Origin of the sequence: Limosilactobacillus avium (genome assembly GCF_947381485.1) — a bacterium.
GTDB lineage: Bacteria > Bacillota > Bacilli > Lactobacillales > Lactobacillaceae > Limosilactobacillus > Limosilactobacillus avium.
The window spans coordinates 18,255-37,111 of record NZ_CANCWN010000013.1; the positions used below are offsets into that span (position 1 = coordinate 18,255).

Annotated in this window: 17 protein-coding genes; 16 read left to right on the forward strand and 1 reads right to left on the reverse strand. The window is 54.9% G+C overall.

The features are described 5' to 3' along the window. Position 1 precedes the first annotated feature (1 nt). On the forward strand, positions 2 to 1,690 hold the full coding sequence (recN, locus tag QOS01_RS05610) for a DNA repair protein RecN (protein WP_283621468.1): 1,689 nt from the start codon (positions 2 to 4) through the stop codon (positions 1,688 to 1,690). A gap of 69 nt (positions 1,691 to 1,759) precedes the next feature. On the opposite strand, the gene QOS01_RS05615 is transcribed toward recN, so the two are convergent. Further along, on the reverse strand, positions 1,760 to 2,101 hold the full coding sequence (locus tag QOS01_RS05615; protein ID WP_283621469.1) for a hypothetical protein: 342 nt from the start codon (positions 2,099 to 2,101) through the stop codon (positions 1,760 to 1,762). 166 nt (positions 2,102 to 2,267) lie between these two features. On the opposite strand from QOS01_RS05615, the gene gmk reads away from it, so the two are divergent. The 15 genes from gmk (at position 2,268) to recG (ending at position 18,853) form a co-directional block, all read left to right on the forward strand. Beyond that, on the forward strand, positions 2,268 to 2,888 hold the full coding sequence (gene gmk, locus QOS01_RS05620) for a guanylate kinase (protein WP_283621470.1): 621 nt from the start codon (positions 2,268 to 2,270) through the stop codon (positions 2,886 to 2,888). Then, positions 2,885 to 3,103, forward strand: a complete 219-nt coding sequence (gene rpoZ / locus QOS01_RS05625) for a DNA-directed RNA polymerase subunit omega (RefSeq protein WP_047768907.1) — start codon at positions 2,885 to 2,887, stop codon at positions 3,101 to 3,103. Before gmk ends, rpoZ begins: the two co-directional genes overlap by 4 nt. A 123-nt stretch (positions 3,104 to 3,226) precedes the next feature. Continuing rightward, on the forward strand, positions 3,227 to 4,435 hold the full coding sequence (coaBC, locus tag QOS01_RS05630; protein ID WP_283621471.1) for a bifunctional phosphopantothenoylcysteine decarboxylase/phosphopantothenate--cysteine ligase CoaBC: 1,209 nt from the start codon (positions 3,227 to 3,229) through the stop codon (positions 4,433 to 4,435). Next, positions 4,436 to 6,865 (forward strand): primosomal protein N', encoded by a 2,430-nt coding sequence (priA, locus tag QOS01_RS05635; protein ID WP_283621472.1) that lies wholly within the window; start codon positions 4,436 to 4,438, stop codon positions 6,863 to 6,865. A gap of 17 nt (positions 6,866 to 6,882) precedes the next feature. Beyond that, entirely contained in the window at positions 6,883 to 7,836 is a 954-nt protein-coding gene (gene fmt / locus QOS01_RS05640; RefSeq protein ID WP_283621473.1) for a methionyl-tRNA formyltransferase, read from the forward strand. Further along, a complete protein-coding gene (gene rsmB / locus QOS01_RS05645) occupies positions 7,829 to 9,175 on the forward strand; it encodes a 16S rRNA (cytosine(967)-C(5))-methyltransferase RsmB (RefSeq protein ID WP_283621474.1) in 1,347 nt (448 codons plus the stop codon). The genes fmt and rsmB overlap by 8 nt, the downstream gene beginning before the upstream one ends. 18 nt (positions 9,176 to 9,193) lie before the next feature. Beyond that, positions 9,194 to 9,940, forward strand: coding sequence for a Stp1/IreP family PP2C-type Ser/Thr phosphatase (locus QOS01_RS05650; protein WP_283621475.1), 747 nt, complete (start codon positions 9,194 to 9,196; stop codon positions 9,938 to 9,940). Between the two features lie 2 nt (positions 9,941 to 9,942). Then, the gene (gene pknB / locus QOS01_RS05655; protein ID WP_283621476.1) at positions 9,943 to 11,868 is read left to right on the forward strand and encodes a Stk1 family PASTA domain-containing Ser/Thr kinase; all 1,926 of its coding nucleotides are present in this window, start codon (positions 9,943 to 9,945) and stop codon (positions 11,866 to 11,868) included. A gap of 14 nt (positions 11,869 to 11,882) precedes the next feature. Then, a complete protein-coding gene (gene rsgA, locus QOS01_RS05660) occupies positions 11,883 to 12,755 on the forward strand; it encodes a ribosome small subunit-dependent GTPase A (protein ID WP_283621477.1) in 873 nt (290 codons plus the stop codon). A 10-nt stretch (positions 12,756 to 12,765) separates the two neighbouring features. Further along, positions 12,766 to 13,419: a ribulose-phosphate 3-epimerase gene (gene rpe / locus QOS01_RS05665; RefSeq protein ID WP_283621478.1), complete on the forward strand. Its 654-nt coding sequence runs from the start codon at positions 12,766 to 12,768 to the stop codon at positions 13,417 to 13,419. 74 nt (positions 13,420 to 13,493) lie between these two features. Continuing rightward, positions 13,494 to 14,150 carry a thiamine diphosphokinase gene (locus QOS01_RS05670; protein ID WP_283621479.1) on the forward strand — a complete coding sequence of 219 codons (657 nt, stop codon included), beginning with the start codon at positions 13,494 to 13,496 and terminating at the stop codon, positions 14,148 to 14,150. A gap of 129 nt (positions 14,151 to 14,279) precedes the next feature. Next, complete coding sequence (gene rpmB / locus QOS01_RS05675) at positions 14,280 to 14,465, forward strand: 50S ribosomal protein L28 (protein WP_047768929.1); 186 nt, start codon at positions 14,280 to 14,282, stop codon at positions 14,463 to 14,465. A gap of 170 nt (positions 14,466 to 14,635) precedes the next feature. After that, the gene (locus QOS01_RS05680) at positions 14,636 to 15,001 is read left to right on the forward strand and encodes an Asp23/Gls24 family envelope stress response protein (RefSeq protein WP_047768931.1); all 366 of its coding nucleotides are present in this window, start codon (positions 14,636 to 14,638) and stop codon (positions 14,999 to 15,001) included. A 24-nt stretch (positions 15,002 to 15,025) separates the two neighbouring features. Further along, positions 15,026 to 16,735, forward strand: a complete 1,710-nt coding sequence (locus QOS01_RS05685) for a DAK2 domain-containing protein (protein WP_283621480.1) — start codon at positions 15,026 to 15,028, stop codon at positions 16,733 to 16,735. Positions 16,736 to 16,816: 81 nt separating this feature from the next. After that, positions 16,817 to 18,853, forward strand: coding sequence for an ATP-dependent DNA helicase RecG (gene recG / locus QOS01_RS05690; protein WP_283621481.1), 2,037 nt, complete (start codon positions 16,817 to 16,819; stop codon positions 18,851 to 18,853). The last annotated feature ends 4 nt before the right edge of the window (positions 18,854 to 18,857 follow it).

The window sequence follows — 18,857 nt, forward strand, 5'->3', positions numbered from 1 at the left end:
TATGCTGCAGGAATTAACGATTGATAATTTAGCAATTATTAAGCACCTGAGTCTTGAATTCGCTGACCAGATGACAGTCCTGACCGGGGAGACTGGTGCCGGGAAGTCAATCATCATCGACGCCGTTGGTCTGCTGGCGGGCGGTCGGGGGTCCCAGGAATTTATCCGCCGGGGTGAGGAAAAGCTCCGCCTCCAGGGGCAGTTTGCCCTGACTAAGGACCCTGAATTAACGGCCCTCCTTGACTCGATGGGAATTGATCACCAGGATGGCACCCTAATCATCATGCGGGAAATCCACCGCAACGGGCGGAACACCATCCGGGTCAATGGCCAGCTGATCAACACAACGATGCTTCGCCAGATTGGGGCCTACCTGGTCGATATCCAGGGGCAAAACGAGCACCAGCTCTTGCTGCAACCGGAAAAGCACCTGGGGACGTTGGACCAGTTCGCCTATAAAAAGGTCCACCCCCTCCTTCAAAAGTACCAGGAACTCTACCATCGCTACACCAAGCTCAAGGCGGCCGTGGACAAGAAACAGGCCAACGAGCAGCAGTGGGCGCAGCGCTTGGACATGCTCCGTTATCAGGTGAACGAGATTGAGGAGGCCCAGCTCAAGGAAAACGAGGAGGAAGACCTCACCAGTGAGCGGGACCGGTTGGAACACTTCCAGCAGATCAATAACGCCCTTCAGCAGGTGGTGACCACCTTTAATGAGGGGGAAGCGCCCGTCCTGGACCAGGTGGCGACCGTGATGGAGGCCGTTAACGGAATTGCCGAGTTTGATGACGACTACGATTCGTTGAGTAAGGCCCTAAACGACGCTTACTATGCCCTCCAAGACGTTGCCAATTCGGCTGGTCAACAGCAGGACATGCTCGAATTTGACGATGGCCGCCTGGCCCAAATTGACCAGCGGCTCACGGTTATTGGTGACCTGGAGCATAAGTATGGGGACTCGGTTGCTAAGGTTTTGGCCTACTACCAGAAAATCAAGAAGGAACTTGATACGATGGAGGAGGCGGCCGATTCCAACAGCGACCTTGAGGAACGGTTAAAGAAAGCGGCGGCGGACCTCCAAGAAATTGGTAGTCAGCTCAGTCAGGTGCGTCAACAAGCGGCCCACGAGCTCTCCAAACGGGTTCACCAGCAACTGAAGGAGCTGTACATGGCCAAGGCGGAGTTTACGGTCCACTTTGCCAACCAGGCTGGGGTCACCTTCACGCCGACCGGGATTGACGATGTTGAATTTTACATCCGGACCAACCCCGGCGAGTCAATGGGACCGTTGGCCAAGATTGCTTCTGGTGGGGAACTGTCCCGGGTCATGCTGGCCCTCAAGACCATCTTTGCCCAGAACGAGGGCGTGACAAGCATCATCTTTGATGAGGTCGATACCGGGGTCAGCGGCCGGGTAGCCCAGGCGATTGCCGATAAGATCCGCCTGATTGCGGCTAACTCCCAGGTCCTCTGCATCACCCACCTCCCGCAGGTGGCAGCGGTGGCCCAGCACCACTTCCTGATTAAGAAGTCTGTCCACAACGAACGGACGACCACGAAGGTGACGGCCTTGAACACCGATCAGCGGGTCAACGAACTGGCCCGGATGCTGTCTGGTGAGAAGGTCACCAAGCTGACGAAGGAGCACGCATCCGAGCTCCTCCGCATGGCCCACGAGGACGGAAAATAAGTGAAGATAATAAAAAGAACTTCAAGCGTTCAAATGAACACCTGAAGTTCTTTTTATTCGCCCTGAAACTTATTCTGGTCGAGCAATGTAGTTAATGTGGGCGAAGTCAACGACGTAGCCCACCCCGTGGTCCTTAATGAGGTACTTTTCCCTTGCCAACTGGCGAACCGTCCCGTTGACGTTGACGACGTGGCCGGCCGCGTTGATTGGTGTCAGCTGGAAGAAGGCGGTCAGTCCCTGGTCAATTACCCGCTTCAGGAACATCCGCCGCTGAAAGGCCGGCTGGCGGTTCAAGAGGGTAACATCATGGTGGTGGCTAACCAGCGGCTCGTCATCAAAGAGCTGGGCGACTACCTTGTTTACTAGATGTGGTGTGCGTTTAAAAAATGAGTATGAATTTAATTGCTGCATGATATCCCCTCCGAACATTCGTTTGCAATAATAAGTATACGAACGTTTGTTCAAAAATGCAAGCCCTAATTTAAGTGAATTTCCTTCTCCCGGTCAGTGGTTGATTTTACCGCCAGTTTAGTGCATTATAGTATTAATACGTTAAATTTTTGATAGGAGTAACAAAATGGCAAATCGAGGAATGTTGATTGTCCTTTCTGGTCCTTCCGGTGTTGGTAAGGGAACGGTGCGGAAAGCAATTTTTGATTCAAATGATAATGATTTTCAATACTCGGTCTCAATGACGACCCGGAAGCCACGGCCCGGCGAAGTCAACGGGGTCGACTACTACTTTGTCTCCAAAGAGGAGTTCGAACACCACATCCAAACCGGTGGGATGCTTGAATACGCGAAGTATGTTGACAACTATTATGGTACCCCATTAAAATATGTTAATGAGACGTTGGATTCGGGGAAGGATGTCTTCCTTGAAATCGAAGTTAACGGTGCGATGCAGGTTCGGTCAAAGGTTCCTGACGGGGTCTTCATCTTCTTGACGCCGCCGGACTTAGACGAACTGAAGCAACGGTTGATCCACCGGGGAACCGACAGCATGGACGTCATTAACAAGCGGATTCACAAGGCCTTTGGTGAAATCCAAATGATGCAAAACTATGACTACGCCGTGGTTAATGACGAAGTGCCGCGTGCCGTTGAAAAAATTAAGGATATCATCCGGACGGAACGTCTGCGGGTTCCTCGGGTAATGCCGCGTTATCTTGAAATGTTAGGAGATTCAGAAAAATGATTCTTTACCCATCTGTTGACGAACTGCTGAAGCGGATTGATTCCCGTTATTCCCTCGTGATGCTGGCTAGCAAGCGGGCCCACGAATTAGATAATGGGGCTGCACCGCTGCTGGAACACTACGAATCTAGCAAGTCAGTTGGTAAGGCCCTGGAGGAGATCTTAGCTGATAAGGTAACGATTGACCCTAACCATACCGAAGACTTACAAGACTAGGATAAGCAACGACCAGGGATGGCCGAAGCAGTAAAAGGAGCTGGAAGACCTGTTCTTCAGCCCCTTTTTTGTTAGTGAAATGCTATAATCATAACGGATTATGACTTTTAATGGGGTGAAGAAATGGCAAGGATAACAGTGTACTTAACGGGGAGCGTAGCCGCCTATAAGGGAATTGAGGTTGTCCGGGGCCTGCAGAAAGCCGGGCACGAAGTCAAGACGGTGATGACCCTGGCCGCCTGCAAGCTGGTTAACCCTACGACTTTAGCAGCATTGACCAAGCAGCCGGTGCTCACCTCCCTGTGGAAAAACGACAATACACCAATCCCCCACATTGAATTGGCGGACTGGACGCAAATGGTGGTGGTTGTGCCGGCGTCTGCGGACATCATTGCCAAGATGGCGACGGGGATTGCCGACGATGCCGCCTCGACGACCCTGCTGGCCACTGCGGCGCCCAAGGTGGTGGTCCCGGCCATGAACTCCCACATGCTTGCCGCCCCGGCAACCCAACGGAACCTGAAGCAGTTGCGCTGTGATGGCGTCCACATCATTAGTCCGGTGGATGGGCTTTTGGCGGAAGGCTACTCTGGTAAGGGTCGCCTGCCGGAACCAGCCGCCATTGTGGAACAGGTCCAGTCACTGTTGGCCCCCGTCCCGCAAGAACTCGCCGGAAAGCGGGTCCTGATCACCGCGGGGGGTACCCGGGAAAATATTGATCCCGTTCGCTTCATCGGTAACCGGTCCTCCGGCAAAATGGGGGTGGCCCTGGCTACGGCGGCAGCGGCCGCGGGCGCCCAGGTAACCCTGATTGTCGGCCAGGTCAGCGTTGAACTGCCCGATTCGCCACGGATTAAGGTCGTCCCCGTGGAAAGCACGGAAGACCTGCTGGCGGCTGTTCAGGGGCACTTCCCCAAAGCGAATGCCCTGATCATGGCAGCGGCCGTGGCGGACTACCGGCCGGTCAAAGCCGCCGCGGAAAAGGTCAAGAAGACGGCGGGGCACGACGAATGGGCCATTAAGCTGGTTGAGACCCCCGATGTCCTGCGCACTGTCGCCAAGGCCAAGCGGCCGGACCAGGTCGTGGTCGGCTTTGCGGCCGAGACCCAGCACCTCTTAGCCAATGCCCAACGGAAGTTAGCCAGCAAGGGGGCCGACATCATCGTGGCCAACCAGGTAGGGGGACTCAACAGTGCCTTCGCCAGTGAAGATGACCAGGTGACGATCCTGACCCCGGATGCGGCTCCGGACAAGTGGCCGCGGATGAGCAAGGATGCGGTTGCCCAAAGAATAATGAAACTTTTAGGACAAAAGTTGAAATTAGGTGATTAGATGGTTGAATTGGCACAGGTTGTGGTTGATGTTCCAACAATGCAGACCAACCAGCCATATACATATCAAGTGCCGGTTATTTTAGAGAAAAAACTCCAGGTTGGCATGCGGGTCGTGGTTCCCTTCGGCAATGGCCACCGCCAGGTCCAGGGCTTCGTGGTCGGTTTCACGGACTCGACCGATTACGCGGGTAAGCTCAAGCCCATCCAGGCCGTGATGGACCTCCAGCCGGTCGTCAACCAAGAACTGCTGGCCCTCAGTAAGTGGTTGGCGGATACGACCTACTCCTTTTGGATTGCCTGCCTGTACACGATGCTCCCCAACCTCCTGAAGGGGAAGAGCAAGCGGATTGTCCGCGTCATTGACGACCTCGATGAGCAGACCTACTTTGATCTCTTTAAGGGCAAGGATGAACGCGACTACGCTGACTTTGCCAATGACCCGGACGCCATCAGCCACCTTCTCAAACTAAAGCGGGCGGGCAAGGTCCGGATTGACTACGAGGTTACCGACCGGGCGCGAGCCAAGACGGTGATGGGGCTGACCCCCTTACTCAGTTTTGAGGAATTAGAGGATGCTCGGACGTCCCTCCATGCCAACGCCCATGCCCAAAACCGCCTTCTATCTTACCTGCAGAGTATCATCGGCAAGACGGTTGTCCAGAAGGATGCCGAATGGCGGGCTCAGCTGTCCGCCGCCACCTTCAACCAGGGGGCGAAGAAGGGCTGGCTCAAAAAGGTCCCGGTCGAAGTATACCGGCGGCCAGGGTCCCAGGTGGCCCTTCCTGATGACCACCACCTTGAAAAACCGCTGAAATTAAACCCTGACCAGCAGGAAGCCGTTGATCAGATCAGTGCCGCCGTTAAGGACCAGGCGGCCACCACCTTCCTTTTGCAGGGGGTAACCGGCAGTGGGAAGACCGAGGTTTACTTGCAGAGTATTTCCCAGGCCCTGGCCCAGGGACGGACAGCCCTGATGCTGGTACCCGAAATTTCCTTGACCCCCCAGATCGTCAACCGGGTGCGCCGGCGGTTCGGCAGCCAGGTGGCGGTTCTCCACAGCAGCCTCTCCAATGGTGAGCGCTACGACGAGTGGCGGCGGATCGAACGGGGGGAAGCGAAGGTGGTCGTGGGCGCCCGCTCCGCCATCTTTGCCCCCCTGACCAACCTCGGCCTGATCATCCTGGACGAGGAGCACGAGTCCAGCTATAAGCAGGATGAGTCCCCGCGTTACCACGCCCGGGAGGTGGCCAAGTGGCGGGGTAAGTATAACAACGCACCGGTAGTCCTCGGTTCCGCGACCCCCAGCCTGGAGAGCCGGGCACGGGCACTGAAGGGGGTCTACCGCTTTCTTCGGTTACCGCACCGGGTCAACAAGCAGCCCCTCCCCCCAATCCAGGTCGTTGACATGCGGCCCGAGATCAAGAAGCGGGGGGAGAGCAACTTCTCGGCCCCCCTCCTGTACGAATTGAACCAGCGCCTGGCCCGGGGAGAGCAGAGTATTCTGATGCTCAACCGGCGAGGCTTTTCCTCGTTCATGATGTGCCGGGACTGTGGGGAGGTTCTGAAGTGCCCCAATTGTGACATCTCGTTGACCCTCCACATGGATACCCGGACGATGAAGTGCCACTACTGCGGCCACGAGGAGCCGATTCCCCAGATCTGTCCCCACTGCTATAGCCGCCACATTCGCTACTACGGCACCGGGACGGAGAAGGTCGAGACCGAGCTCCGCCAGTTGATACCGACGGCCCGGATCATCCGGATGGACGTTGATACAACCCGGCGCAAGGGGATGCACGAGAAGCTCCTCCGCAAATTTGGCAACCACGAGGCGGACATCCTTTTGGGAACCCAGATGATTGCCAAGGGGCTCGACTTCCCAAACGTAACTTTGGTGGGGGTCTTAAATGCCGATACTGGCCTCGGTCTTCCCGATTTTCGGGCCAGTGAGCGGACCTTTGACCTTCTCAGCCAGGTGAGTGGTCGTGCCGGCCGGGCCAACAAGCAGGGGCAAGTAATCATCCAGACCTTTAACCCCGGCCACTACGCAATTAAGGACGCCCAGGCCCACGACTACGACCGCTTCTTCTACCAGGAGATGAGCCTGCGCCACCAAGCCAGCTACCCGCCTTACTACTACACGGTGCGGCTGATGGCCAGCCACCCCGAGGAGCGGGCCGCGGCCCAGGCGATGGCCAAGATTCATGACCAGTTGCAAAAGGCGCTGGCCCCGTCAACAATTATTTTGGGGCCAACTCCGCGGGCAATTGCTCGGATGAAGCGGCGTTACTACTACCAAATCGTAATTAAATATAAGAAGGACCCGGCCTTACACCGGGCACTATTTGAAATTTTACAAAACACCCAGAGCAAGGGCTTTAAGGATGTCCAGGTCAGCATTGACCCGGACCCACAGTACTTTATGTGATGAAAGGAAGATAAATAATGGCAACTTCAATCGTGTTTATGGGGACGCCCGAATTTGCGGTCCCGATTCTCCAAAGTTTAATTGATGCGCCGGAATACAACGTGCAAGCGGTCCTGACGCAGCCGGACCACCGGGTAGGGCGCAAACACGTTCTGACCCCATCCCCCGTCAAGAAGGTGGCCGTGGAAAACAAGATCAAGGTTCTCCAACCCGCCAAGCTCAACAAGAGTCCCGAGATGGACGAGATCATCGCCATGCACCCGGACTTCATGATCACGGCTGCCTATGGTCAGTTCCTGCCGACCAAGATGCTGGACGCGGCCAAGATCGCGGCCATCAACGTCCACGGCTCCCTCTTACCGAAGTACCGTGGTGGGGCCCCCGTTCAGTACTCCATCATCAACGGGGATAAAGAGACCGGGATCTCAATCATGTACATGGTCAAGAAGATGGATGCGGGAGACGTCATTGCCCAACGCGCCATCCCGATTGAAAAGGACGACGATAACGGGACGATGTTCAAGAAGCTCAGCATCCTCGGTCGGGACCTCCTACTCGAAACCCTACCGAAGCTAATCCAGGGCGACGCAGAAGCAACCCCGCAGGACGAATCAAAAGTTGTCTTCTCGCCAAACATCACGACGGCCCAGGAACGGATTGACTACCGGATGACTGCCCAGCAGATCGACGATAAGGTCCGCGGACTGCGGCCGGCACCTCTGGGGAACATGGTCATTGACGGCCTGCGGACCAAGATCTATGACGTGACCCCCCTGGACGAAAAGACGGAACTGGCCCCTGGTAAGGTCGTTCGCCTGACCAAGCACCAGCTGGTTTTGGCAGCCGGGCAGGGGACCACCTACCAGGTCAACCGCCTGAAGCCGGCCGGTAAGCAGGCGATGGACATCACCGCCTACCTGAACGGCCACCAGGACCTGCACGAAGGAGGGCAAGCAGTCACCGATGACTAAGGAAAAAGCAACGGCCCGGACGGTCGCCCTGACGGCCATTGACCGGGTCCGGCAAAACGGCGCCTACTCAAACCTCCAGCTAAACCAGCTCCTTAATCAGGCCCAGCTAAATGACCAGGACCGGCGGCTGGCCACCAACATCGTCTACGGGGTCCTGCAGCACCAACTAACCCTGGAATACTGGTTAACCCCCTTCATCAAGGGTAAGAAGGTCGACCCCTGGGTGGAAAGCCTCCTGTTGACGGCCCTCTACCAGTACCACTACCTGGAGCGGGTTCCCAACTGGGCGGTGACCGACGAGACGATTGAGATTGCTAAGCACCGGGGGAACCCTGGCATCCGCCGCTTCGTCACCGGGGTCCTGCACGCCATCCTCAAAAAGGGGGTTGCCGACCTCAACCAGATCAAGGACCCCATCAAGCGCCTGGCCATCTCCGCTAGTGTGCCCGAATGGATCGTCAAAGAGCTAGCTGACCAGTACGGCCAGGCAACGGCGGCCAAGGTCCTGACGGCCATCAACGAACCGGCCCGCCTGGTCATCCGTGTCAACACTGCTGTAACCAACCTGGCTGCAGTAGAAGCGCAGCTAGATAAGGAGGGGGTAACCTACCAGGAGAGCCAAGTCGCCCCCAACGCCCTGGTGATTAGCCGGGGGGACGTCCTTGACTCCACCCTCTTCAGTGACGGGGCGGTGACCGTCCAGGACGAGAGCGCCATGTTGCCGGTCGACAGCATGAATGTCCAGCCCGGTGACCGGGTCCTGGATGCCTGCGCCGCACCGGGTGGTAAGACGGTCCAGATCGCCGAACACCTGGACCCAGCAGCGGGCGGTCAAGTCGACGCCCTGGATATCCACCAGCACAAGACTCGTTTGATTGAGAAAAACGCCCGCCGCCTGCATGTCGCCGACCGGGTCCGGGCCCATACTCTGGACGCCCGGAAGGTTGACGATGCGTTTGCCGACGGGACCTTTGATAAAATTCTGGTGGACGCCCCCTGCAGCGGGATGGGTCTGCTGCGCCGCAAACCAGAGATTCGCTACACCAAGAAATTGGCGGATAGCCAGAATTTGCACAAAATTCAGCTGAGTATTTTAAATGCGGTTGCCCCAAAACTGAAAAAAGGCGGTATAATCACATATAGTACGTGCACAATCATGAAACAAGAAAATGATCAGACAGTTAAGGACTTCTTAGCTGCCCACCCAGACTTTACTCTGGTTAAAACACAGACTGCACGGAAGTTGAAGGATGATCGCTTCACGGCAACGTTAACAATTTTGCCATCCGACTACGGGTCTGACGGCTTTTTTATCAGTAGTCTCCAGCGAAATCTGTAGAAGGGAATTAGCACCAAGATGAAAGTTGCTTATCAAACCGATGTGGGACACCGCCGGTCACAAAACCAGGACCGGGTGGCCCAATTTACCGATAAACGCGGGAATCAACTAGTGGTGATTGCCGATGGTATAGGTGGAAATCGCAGTGGGGATGTTGCCGCTGAAATGACGGTTAAACGTCTCGGTCACCGCTTCATTGAGGACGGGCCGGAAAAACCAATCGAAGCAATTCGCTGGTTTGCCCGGGAAGTCCAGCTTATTAATGATGAAATATTAAAGAAATCAAAACAACAAACGATTTACCAGGGGATGGGCACGACCATGGTCGCCGCCGTGGCGTTTAAAAAGAACCTCGTCGTGGCCAACATTGGGGACAGTCGTGGCTACCTTTTGCATGATGACATGATGACCCAGGTCACAATTGACCATTCCTTGGTAAATGAACTCGTCAAAAGCGGCGATATCACAGAGGAAGAGGCCCTAAAGCTTCCCCAAAGCAACATTATTACCCGGGCAATTGGAATCTCACCCGACGCACAAATTGAAGTAAACCGGTTTAAGTTTGCTCCCGGCGATAAACTACTGATGTGCTCCGATGGGCTATTTAAGACTGTCGAAAAGGATGAATTAAAGGCGGTCTTAAGTGACGACCAGGTCCCAATTGACCAGAAGTGTGCACGCCTTGTCAAGAAGGCCAACGAAGCGGGCGGCCCCGATAATATCACCGTCTTAATTGGAATTAATGATTATAGCCAGGAGGGTTGAGTATGAATCCTGGAGAAACGATCGGTCACCGATACAGGATTATCCGCTCTTTAGGTGAGGGCGGAATGGCAACCGTTTACTTAGCTCATGACATGGTTTTAGATCGCGACGTTTCAATCAAACTGCTCCGCTTGGACTTGCGGGACGACCCCAAGACCAAGCGTCGCTTCCACCGAGAAGCCCTGGCGGCAACCCAGCTAAACGACCCCCACATTGTCGGTGTCTACGACGTCGGTGAGGATAACGGGCTGCAGTACATGGTCATGCAGTACGTCCAGGGAACGGATTTAAAAGCTTTTATCAAGGAACACTACCCAATTCCGCTCCCCCAAGTAGTCGACATTATGAAACAAATCCTGTTGGCTGTGGAGACCGCGCACGCGCACGGTATCATTCACCGTGACCTAAAACCGCAGAATATTTTAATTGATGCTAACAAGAACATAAAAATTACTGATTTTGGGATTGCGGTTGCGACGTCCCAAAATTCACTGACCCAAACCAATACCTTAATGGGGTCAGTACACTACCTTTCCCCCGAACAAGCGCGGGGAAGCATTGCAACCAAACAATCAGATATTTATTCCTTAGGGATCATCCTTTACGAAATGTTGGTGGGTTCCGTGCCCTTCGAAGGGGAGACGGCCGTATCAATTGCCTTAAAGCACTTCCGGGAGGATATCCCGTCCGTACGGTCAACTAACCCTAAGATCCCGCAACCGTTGGAAAACGTCGTCCTTAAGGCCACGGCCAAGGACCCCCATGAGCGTTACGCCAACGTTAAGGAGATGGAAACCGACCTTGCCACCAGCCTTGATCCCAAGCGGGCCAACGAACCCCGTTGGGAGGTCAAGTGCGACGATGGGAAGACCAAGGTCCTTTCCGCCGCCGAGATCTCCAAGCAGATCAGGCAGGTTGATGCGGAACAAGCGGCCAAGCAGGACGAAAAAGACGACCAGAAAACTGACGCGCAACCCAAGAAGGGCCACCGTCACCTCTGGTACTGGCTCAGCGGACTTGCCGCAATCCTGGCAATTGGCGCTGGTATTTGCACCTGGTGGTTTATGTTCCGCCAGGTCATTGTGCCCGACGTTGAGGGGAAGACCCCTATCCAGGCCGAGCGTCTTCTGAATGCCCAGGGGCTGCGGGTCGGTAATATTACCCGGGTTAATAGTGAACAGGTGGCCAAGAACCACGTCATTGACAGCACCCCCGGCGTCAGCGCCAAGAAGCGGGTCAACGGCAGCGTTGACCTTGAAGTCAGCACCGGGGTAAAGAACATGAAGATGGCGGACTACGTGGGTGATGACTACTCATCCGTTGCTAACTCCCTGCGTAACAAGGGATTCTTAGTTCGCCAGCAGAAGGTCTATTCGGACACCGCTGACCCAGGAACCATCATGAAGCAGAACTTCTCCAAGGGGAAGACGGTCAACACGAATGGCGACACGATTACCTTCCGGGTTAGCGCCGGTAAGCAAAATATCAAAATTCCAGACTTCCGTAATCAGGACATCAGTGTCGTCCAGAAATTTGCCAACGAGCACAAGCTGCAGTTAACGAACCAGGAGAAGAAGTCTAAGACGGTCGCTACCAACCACGTCATCAGTCAGACGCCGAAAGCGGGGGGCACCCTCAACCACGGTGACACCCTGACGGTAACTTTGGCTAACTCCGGTAACCAGACGAAGACGACCAATATCCAGATCAACATCCCGTTTGACGGGAACGGTGGCCAGCGGGAGAACCGGGTCCAGATTTACATCCGGGACGCTAACCACAACCTGACGATGGAGTACCAGGACATTACGATCAACCAGGAGACCACCATCAACGTGCCGTTTACCCTTAAGCACGGCCAGATGGGGGCCTACCGGGTTGTCAGGAATGGTCGGACAATTATGAGCGCAACGAATATCACAGGATAAAGTAGAGGTGTAAAGTGAAAGGAATTATTCAACAGTCTTTAAGTGGCTTTTACGACGTCATTGCTGACGGAAAAATTTACCGGACAAGGGGCCGGGGCAACTTCCGTAAGAAGAAGATCAAACCGGTCGTTGGTGACCAGGTTGAATTTAGTGATGGTTACCTCCTGAAGGTCCTCCCCCGAAAGAATCAGATGGTCCGGCCGCCCGTCGCCAACATCACGATGGCGGTGGTGGTAACGGCCGCTACCCAGCCGACCTTCTCACCCAACCTATTGGACCGCCAGTTGGTTGGCCTGGAGGAACAGGGGATCACGCCACTGATTTTCTTCTCGAAGACCGACCTCCTCGACGATGACCAGTATGACCGCATCCAGGAAGTGGCGGCGGGTTATTCCAAGATTGGCTACCAAGTCTTTGCTGACCGCCAACCATTTGCCAAGAACCAGTTAGGCCGCCTGCAAAAGCCCTTGGTCGGTCAGGTTGTGACGATGATGGGCCAGACGGGGGCGGGGAAGTCAACCCTCCTCAACCACCTGGCCCCAGAGCTGGACCTGGCAACCGGGGAAATTTCCCAGGCCTTAAAGCGGGGCCGGCACACGACCCGGAAGGTCAGCCTCCTGAACGTCAATGGGGCTCTGATCGCCGACACGCCGGGTTTTTCCTCCTACGAAACCTTTGATATGACTGTTGAAGAACTGCCGAACCTCTTTCCGGAGATGCGACGGCTAGCACCGGAATGCAAGTTCCGTGGTTGCCTGCACCTGAAAGAACCCCGTTGCGCAGTGAAGAATGCTCTAGACCATGGTATAATCATGAAGAGTCGGTATGACGACTATGTCCAGTTCCACGACATCATCGTCAACCAGAAGCCAAATTATAAGAAATGAGGGAATTAGAATGATTAAAGTTGCACCATCGATTTTGAGTGCTGATTACGTAAATTTGCAGAAGGACATTGAAAAGGTCGACAAGGCGGGCGCTGAATACCTCCACATCGACGTCATGGATGGGACCTTTGTGCCCAGCATCTCTTACGGACCTGGCTTTGTTAAGGCCATTCGTCCAATCACCAAGATGACCCTGGATGTCCACCTGATGGTTGAACACCCAGAACACATCCTGCCAATGTTCATTGACGCTGGTGCCGACATCATTGGTGTGCAAGTGGAAGCCACCCAACACATTCACCGGGCCCTGCAAATCATCAAGAACGGTGGTGTGAAGGCCGAAGTTGTTATCAACCCTGGTACGCCAGTTGCCATGATTGAACCGGTCCTGCATATGGTTGACCAAGTCCTGGTCATGACCGTTAACCCTGGCTTTGGTGGTCAAAAGTTCCTACCGGAAACGGTTGAAAAGATTGCCCAATTAAACGAAATCAAGAAGCAAAAAGGCTACGACTTCGACATTGAAGTTGACGGTGGGGTCAATGACAAGACCGTTGCCGACTGTTACAAGGCCGGGGCCACCGTTGCCGTTGCTGGTTCCTTCGTCTTCAACGCTGACGACCCAGCCAAGCAGATTGAAGCACTGCGGAATGCTACTAAGTAATTAATCAAAAGAAGTGAGTGGGGAAGTCCTTTGAAAAACTATTTCCCACTCACTATTTATTTTGGGGGATAATCATGCGCGTAAACTTACTCGTCGGGGGCCCGTTGACATTGGTGCCTAAAGAAACAATCATCAAGCGGCAGAAAGAGACCTGGATCGCCGTTGACCACGGGGCCACCGTCCTCTTAAAGTGGGGGATTACCCCCGCGGTGGCAATTGGTGACTTTGACTCGACCAACCAGGCCGAATTTGCCCACCTCAAGGACCACTTGACCGACATTGAGACCTTTCCACCGGCCAAGGACTTTACCGACACCCAGCTGGGCGTCAAGCTGGCGATTGACAAGTACCAGCCGGACCGAATCGATGTTTTTGGGGCGACGGGCGGTCGGCTCGACCATCTGCTAGCCAACCTTTTCCTGCCTTTGCAAGCGACCTACCACGACTACGTGGAGAAGATCCACTTCATTGACCGGGGAAACCTGGTCGACTACTACCTGCCCGGCCACCACGCTGTCCATCAGGCGCCGGGGATGGACTACCTGGCCTTTGTCACCCTGACCCCCGTTAAGGGCCTGACCCTTTTGGACGAGAAGTACCCGCTGAAGGACTGGTCGAGCTCAATTCCCTTCTCCTGGTCCAGCAACCGCTTTACGGCCCCGGTCAACCACTTTTCCTTTGAAGACGGGGTTGTGGCGGTTATCCGCTGCCGGGACATTCCGACCCGGTAAGACTGTCAAGGAAAAATACTTGAAAGAAAACTATTGCATTGTCGGAATCGCTATGGTAAATTAATTAGGTGAGTTACATCGCAGTTATGCGTAATATCAATACTTGTAATAAAGAGGAGGGTATCACCAATGGCTAAAGATTTTATCAACGGTAAACGGACACGCTTTGGTAACAAGCGTTCTCACGCCCTTAACTCAAGTCGTCGTAGCTGGAAGCCTAACTTGCAAAAGGCAACCATCTTGGTTAACGGTAAGCCAAAGAAGGTTTACGTTTCAGCACGTACTTTGAAGTCCGGTAAAGTGACTCGGGTTTAATTAAAAATGATGCCGTCCAGTGGGGCGGCTTATTTTTTATCTTAAAATGGTCAACCCCATTAACTATTTGCCCAGGGGTTACTTTTTATTAACGCTGTGCTATGCTATGATGGTGTTAGCTAAATCTAGATAGTAAAAAAGAACATTAAACTAGCAGGGAGGCCATGAAGATGGCAGTAAAAATTAAGACTAAAGCAGGAACAATCGACATTGACAACGATGTGATTTCTACGGTTGTCGGTGGTGCTGCTACTGATAATTACGGTGTTGTTGGAATGGCAAGCCGCAACCCGGTCCGCGATGGCGTTAACCAGATTTTGCGGCGGGAAAACTTCAATAAGGGGGTTGTCGTTCGTCAGCAGGACAATGGAATTACGGTTGAAGTCAACATCATTGTCAGCTACGGGACAAAGATCTCCGAAGTATCAAAGAGTGTCCAATCCAAGGTTAAGTACAACCTGGAATCGATGCTCGGCATCACGGCGGACGCGGTCAACGTTTGCGTCCAAGGTGTCCGCTCAATTGAAGAAGACTAGTTAGACCACGGGAGGAATTTTTAATTGGCTGTAACAGAAATTACAAATCTTGAATTCGGCAAGATGGTACAAGCTGCCGCTGACAAGTTAAATAATAAGGCAGATTTCATTAATTCCCTGAACGTGTTCCCCGTTCCCGATGGTGACACCGGGACGAACATGGCTTCTTCGATGTCCAGTGGTGCCAAGTACGAACGTGAAGAATCCAGTACCAAGGTTGGCGACCTGAGTGCCGCCCTTGCCAAGGGCCTTTTGATGGGGGCCCGGGGAAACTCCGGCGTTATCCTATCCCAGATTTTCCGGGGCTTTGCCAAAGCAGCGGCCGGTAAGGACACCCTGAACGCCCAGGACTTTGTCAACGCCTACGCTAACGGGGCCAAGGTTGCCTACAAGGCGGTCATGAAGCCGACGGAAGGGACAATTCTGACGGTTGTCCGGGAATCCGCCCAGGCGGGGTTGAACAAGGTCAAGGAGACAGACGACCTGGTTGAAATCATCGCCGCCATCTTCGCGGCAAGTGAAAAGGCCCTCGCCAAGACGCCCGACCTGCTGCCGGTCTTAAAGGAAGTCGGCGTGGTCGACTCTGGTGGTCAGGGACTGGTTTACGTCCTCGAATCCTTCGACGAGTCACTGAGCGGCAAGGAAGTCGAAAAGAGTGCCGAGTACAAGCCGGATAAGGCCGAAGTCGACGAGATGGTCAACGCCATGGACCACCAGAGTGTCCAGGGGAAGCTTGACCCTGCCGACATCAAGTACACTTACTGTACCCAGATGCTGGTCCGCCTCGGTAAGGGAAAGCAGGTTACGAAGAAGTTCGACTACGATACCTTCTACAATTACCTGGCCAAGCTGGGCGACAGCCTCTTGGTATTAAATGACGACCAGGTTGTCCGGGTCCACGTCCACACGGAGCACCCGGGTCAAGTTCTCAGTTGGGGACAGGAATTCGGTGACCTCCAGACCATTGAAATCCACAACATGGTTTGGCAACAAGAAGAGATCATGGAACACGATGACGAAGAAGATTCTCAGGAGCCAACGCCCGTTGAAAAGGCCAAGGAAACGGAAGAAGAAACCGTTGATACGGCCCTGATTGCGGTCGCTTCCGGTGACGGGATCATCAAGCTCTTAAAGAGCCTCGGTGTCACCCATATCATCAGTGGGGGTCAGACGATGAACCCAAGTACCCAGGACATTGTTGACGCCATCAACAACAGTGGTGCCAAGAAGGCCCTCGTTCTGCCGGACAACGGGAACATCTTCATGACGGCGGAACAGGCTGCGGAAGTTGCTGACATCCCAACCAAGGTTGTCCACACCAAGACGATTGCTCAGGCCATGTCAGCCCTGCTGGCTTACAACGCCGAGGACTCCCTGGATGACAACCAGCAGAACATGGAGGCCAACCTGGCCACGGTTGCAAGTGGTGAGGTGACCCATGCGGTCCGTGACACAACGATTGACGGTCAGGACATCAAGAAGAATGACTACCTGGGAATCGTCGACGGTAAGATTGTGATCACCGATCCCGACATGAAGACGGCCGCGATTGAAATGGTCAAGAAGATGCTGGACGAGGACAGCGAAATCGTCACGATCCTCTACGGTGAGGACGGCGATAAGGAAACCGCTGAAGCAATCAAGGCCGCGGTTGAAGACGTCGATGACGAGCTGGACATCCAGATCTACGAAGGTGGCCAACCGGTCTACCCATACCTGATCTCGGTTGAATAATTAACGGAATTTGTAAATTGAATTTTCGAAGGGATGTCGGCATTTTGTCACATCCTTTTTTGTAGTGAAGGGGGGATATTAATGAAGAGCTTGCAGGATTCGGTTGCAACCTTGAAGGGGGTCGGCTCCAAGCGGGTTGCCGACCTGGCGACTTTGGGGATTGATACCGTCGGCGACCTGTTAACCTACTACCCGAGTCGCTACGATGACGTGACCCCGGTCGACCTGGCAACCGTCAAGGACCGGCAGAAGGTCACGGTCCAGGGGACGGTGGTCTCCGAACCCCTCCTGACCCGGTACGGTTACCGCCGCAGCCGGCTCAGCCTCCGCATCCAGGTTGGCCAGCAGGTCATCATGGCGACCTTCTTCAACCAGGCTTACCTAGCTAAGAAGGTCCAGCTAAACGAGCAGGTGACGGTGATGGGCAAGTGGGATGCCCGCCGCCGCCAAGTGACGGCTAACAAACTGTTGACCGCGGCGGACGAAAAGAAGAAGTCCTCCGGGGCGGTATACCCGGTCAACAAGCATATCCGCCAGGCGACGTTGCGGAGCCTGATTCGCCAGGCCTATGACGACTATTGGTCAGTTATCCCCACCCTGATTCCAACGCCCCTCCGCCAGCGTTACCGCCTGATGGACCGCCAGCAGATGATCCACGACCTCCACTTTCCAGAAAACGCGGGAAAGGCGAAGGCGGCGCGGCGGACGGCCACTTACGAGGAATTTTTCCTCTTCCAGCTCCGCCTTCAGGCACTACGCCGGGCTCGCCGGCAAAGGGACGGGAACCGGATCCTCTACCATAACGACGAGCTGAAGGAATTTATTGCCGGGATTGGCTTTGAGTTGACGGGGGCCCAGAAAAGGGTGGTCAACGAGATCTGCCGCGATTTGCGGGAGCCCTACCAGATGAACCGCCTCCTCCAGGGGGACGTGGGCTCCGGGAAGACGATTGTGGCGGCCATCGCCATTTACGCCGCCATCAGTGCCGGTTACCAGGCCGCATTGATGGCCCCCACGGAAATTCTGGCGGCCCAGCACGCCGAAAAGCTATCGAAAGTCTTTGCCGGAACCCACGTGCACGTCGGCCTTTTGACCGGGTCCCTGACGGCCAAACAACACCGCCAGCTGGCTTCGGCAATCAAGGACGGGTCGATCAACCTGATCATCGGGACCCACGCCCTGATCCAGGACAACGTCGAGTATGCCAACCTCGGCCTGGTCGTGACCGATGAACAGCACCGCTTCGGGGTTAACCAGCGCCAGCAATTGCGGGAGAAGGGGAACAACCCGGACGTCCTTGCGATGACCGCGACCCCGATTCCCCGGACCCTGGCCATCACGGCCTACGGTGAAATGGACGTTTCCATCATCGATGAGATGCCCGCCGGCCGGAAGCCAATTGAAACCCGCTGGCTCAAGGTTAGCCAGCAGAGTGAGGCCCTCCGCTTTTTGAGCGACCAGCTCGCCGCGGGGGCCCAGGCCTACATCGTCAGTCCCCTGATTGAGGAGTCGGAGGCCCTTGACGTGCAAAACGCCACCGACCTCTATCAGGAGATGGCCAAGTACTTTGCCCCTCAATACCAGGTGGGCCTCCTCCACGGCCGGATGACCGGTGAGGAGAAGGACGATGTCATGCACCAGTTCAAGGACGGCAAGCTCCAGGTCCTGGTCTCCACCACGGTGATTGAGGTCGGGGTCGACAACCCGAACGCCACCGTCATGATGATCTATAACGCCGACCGCTTCGGCCTTGCCCAGCTCCACCAGCTGCGTGGTCGGGTTGGTCGGGGGGACCGGCAGAGCTACTGCCTCCTGCTGGCCGACCCAAAGACCGACGAGGGGAAGGCCCGGATGAAGACGATGGTGGAAACCACGGACGGCTTTAAGGTTGCCCAGCGGGACCTGGAACTTCGCGGTTCCGGGGATGTCCTGGGAAACAAGCAGTCGGGGGTTCCCGACTTTAAGGTCGGCGACCCGGTGGGGGACCTGAAAATCCTTCAGATTGCCCGCCAGGACGCGGCGAACCTGTTGATGACGCCGCATTGGGATGAACAAGATGATAACCAACCGCTGGTGCTGTACTTACAACGTCACCAGCTTCAAACACACTTTGACTAAACGA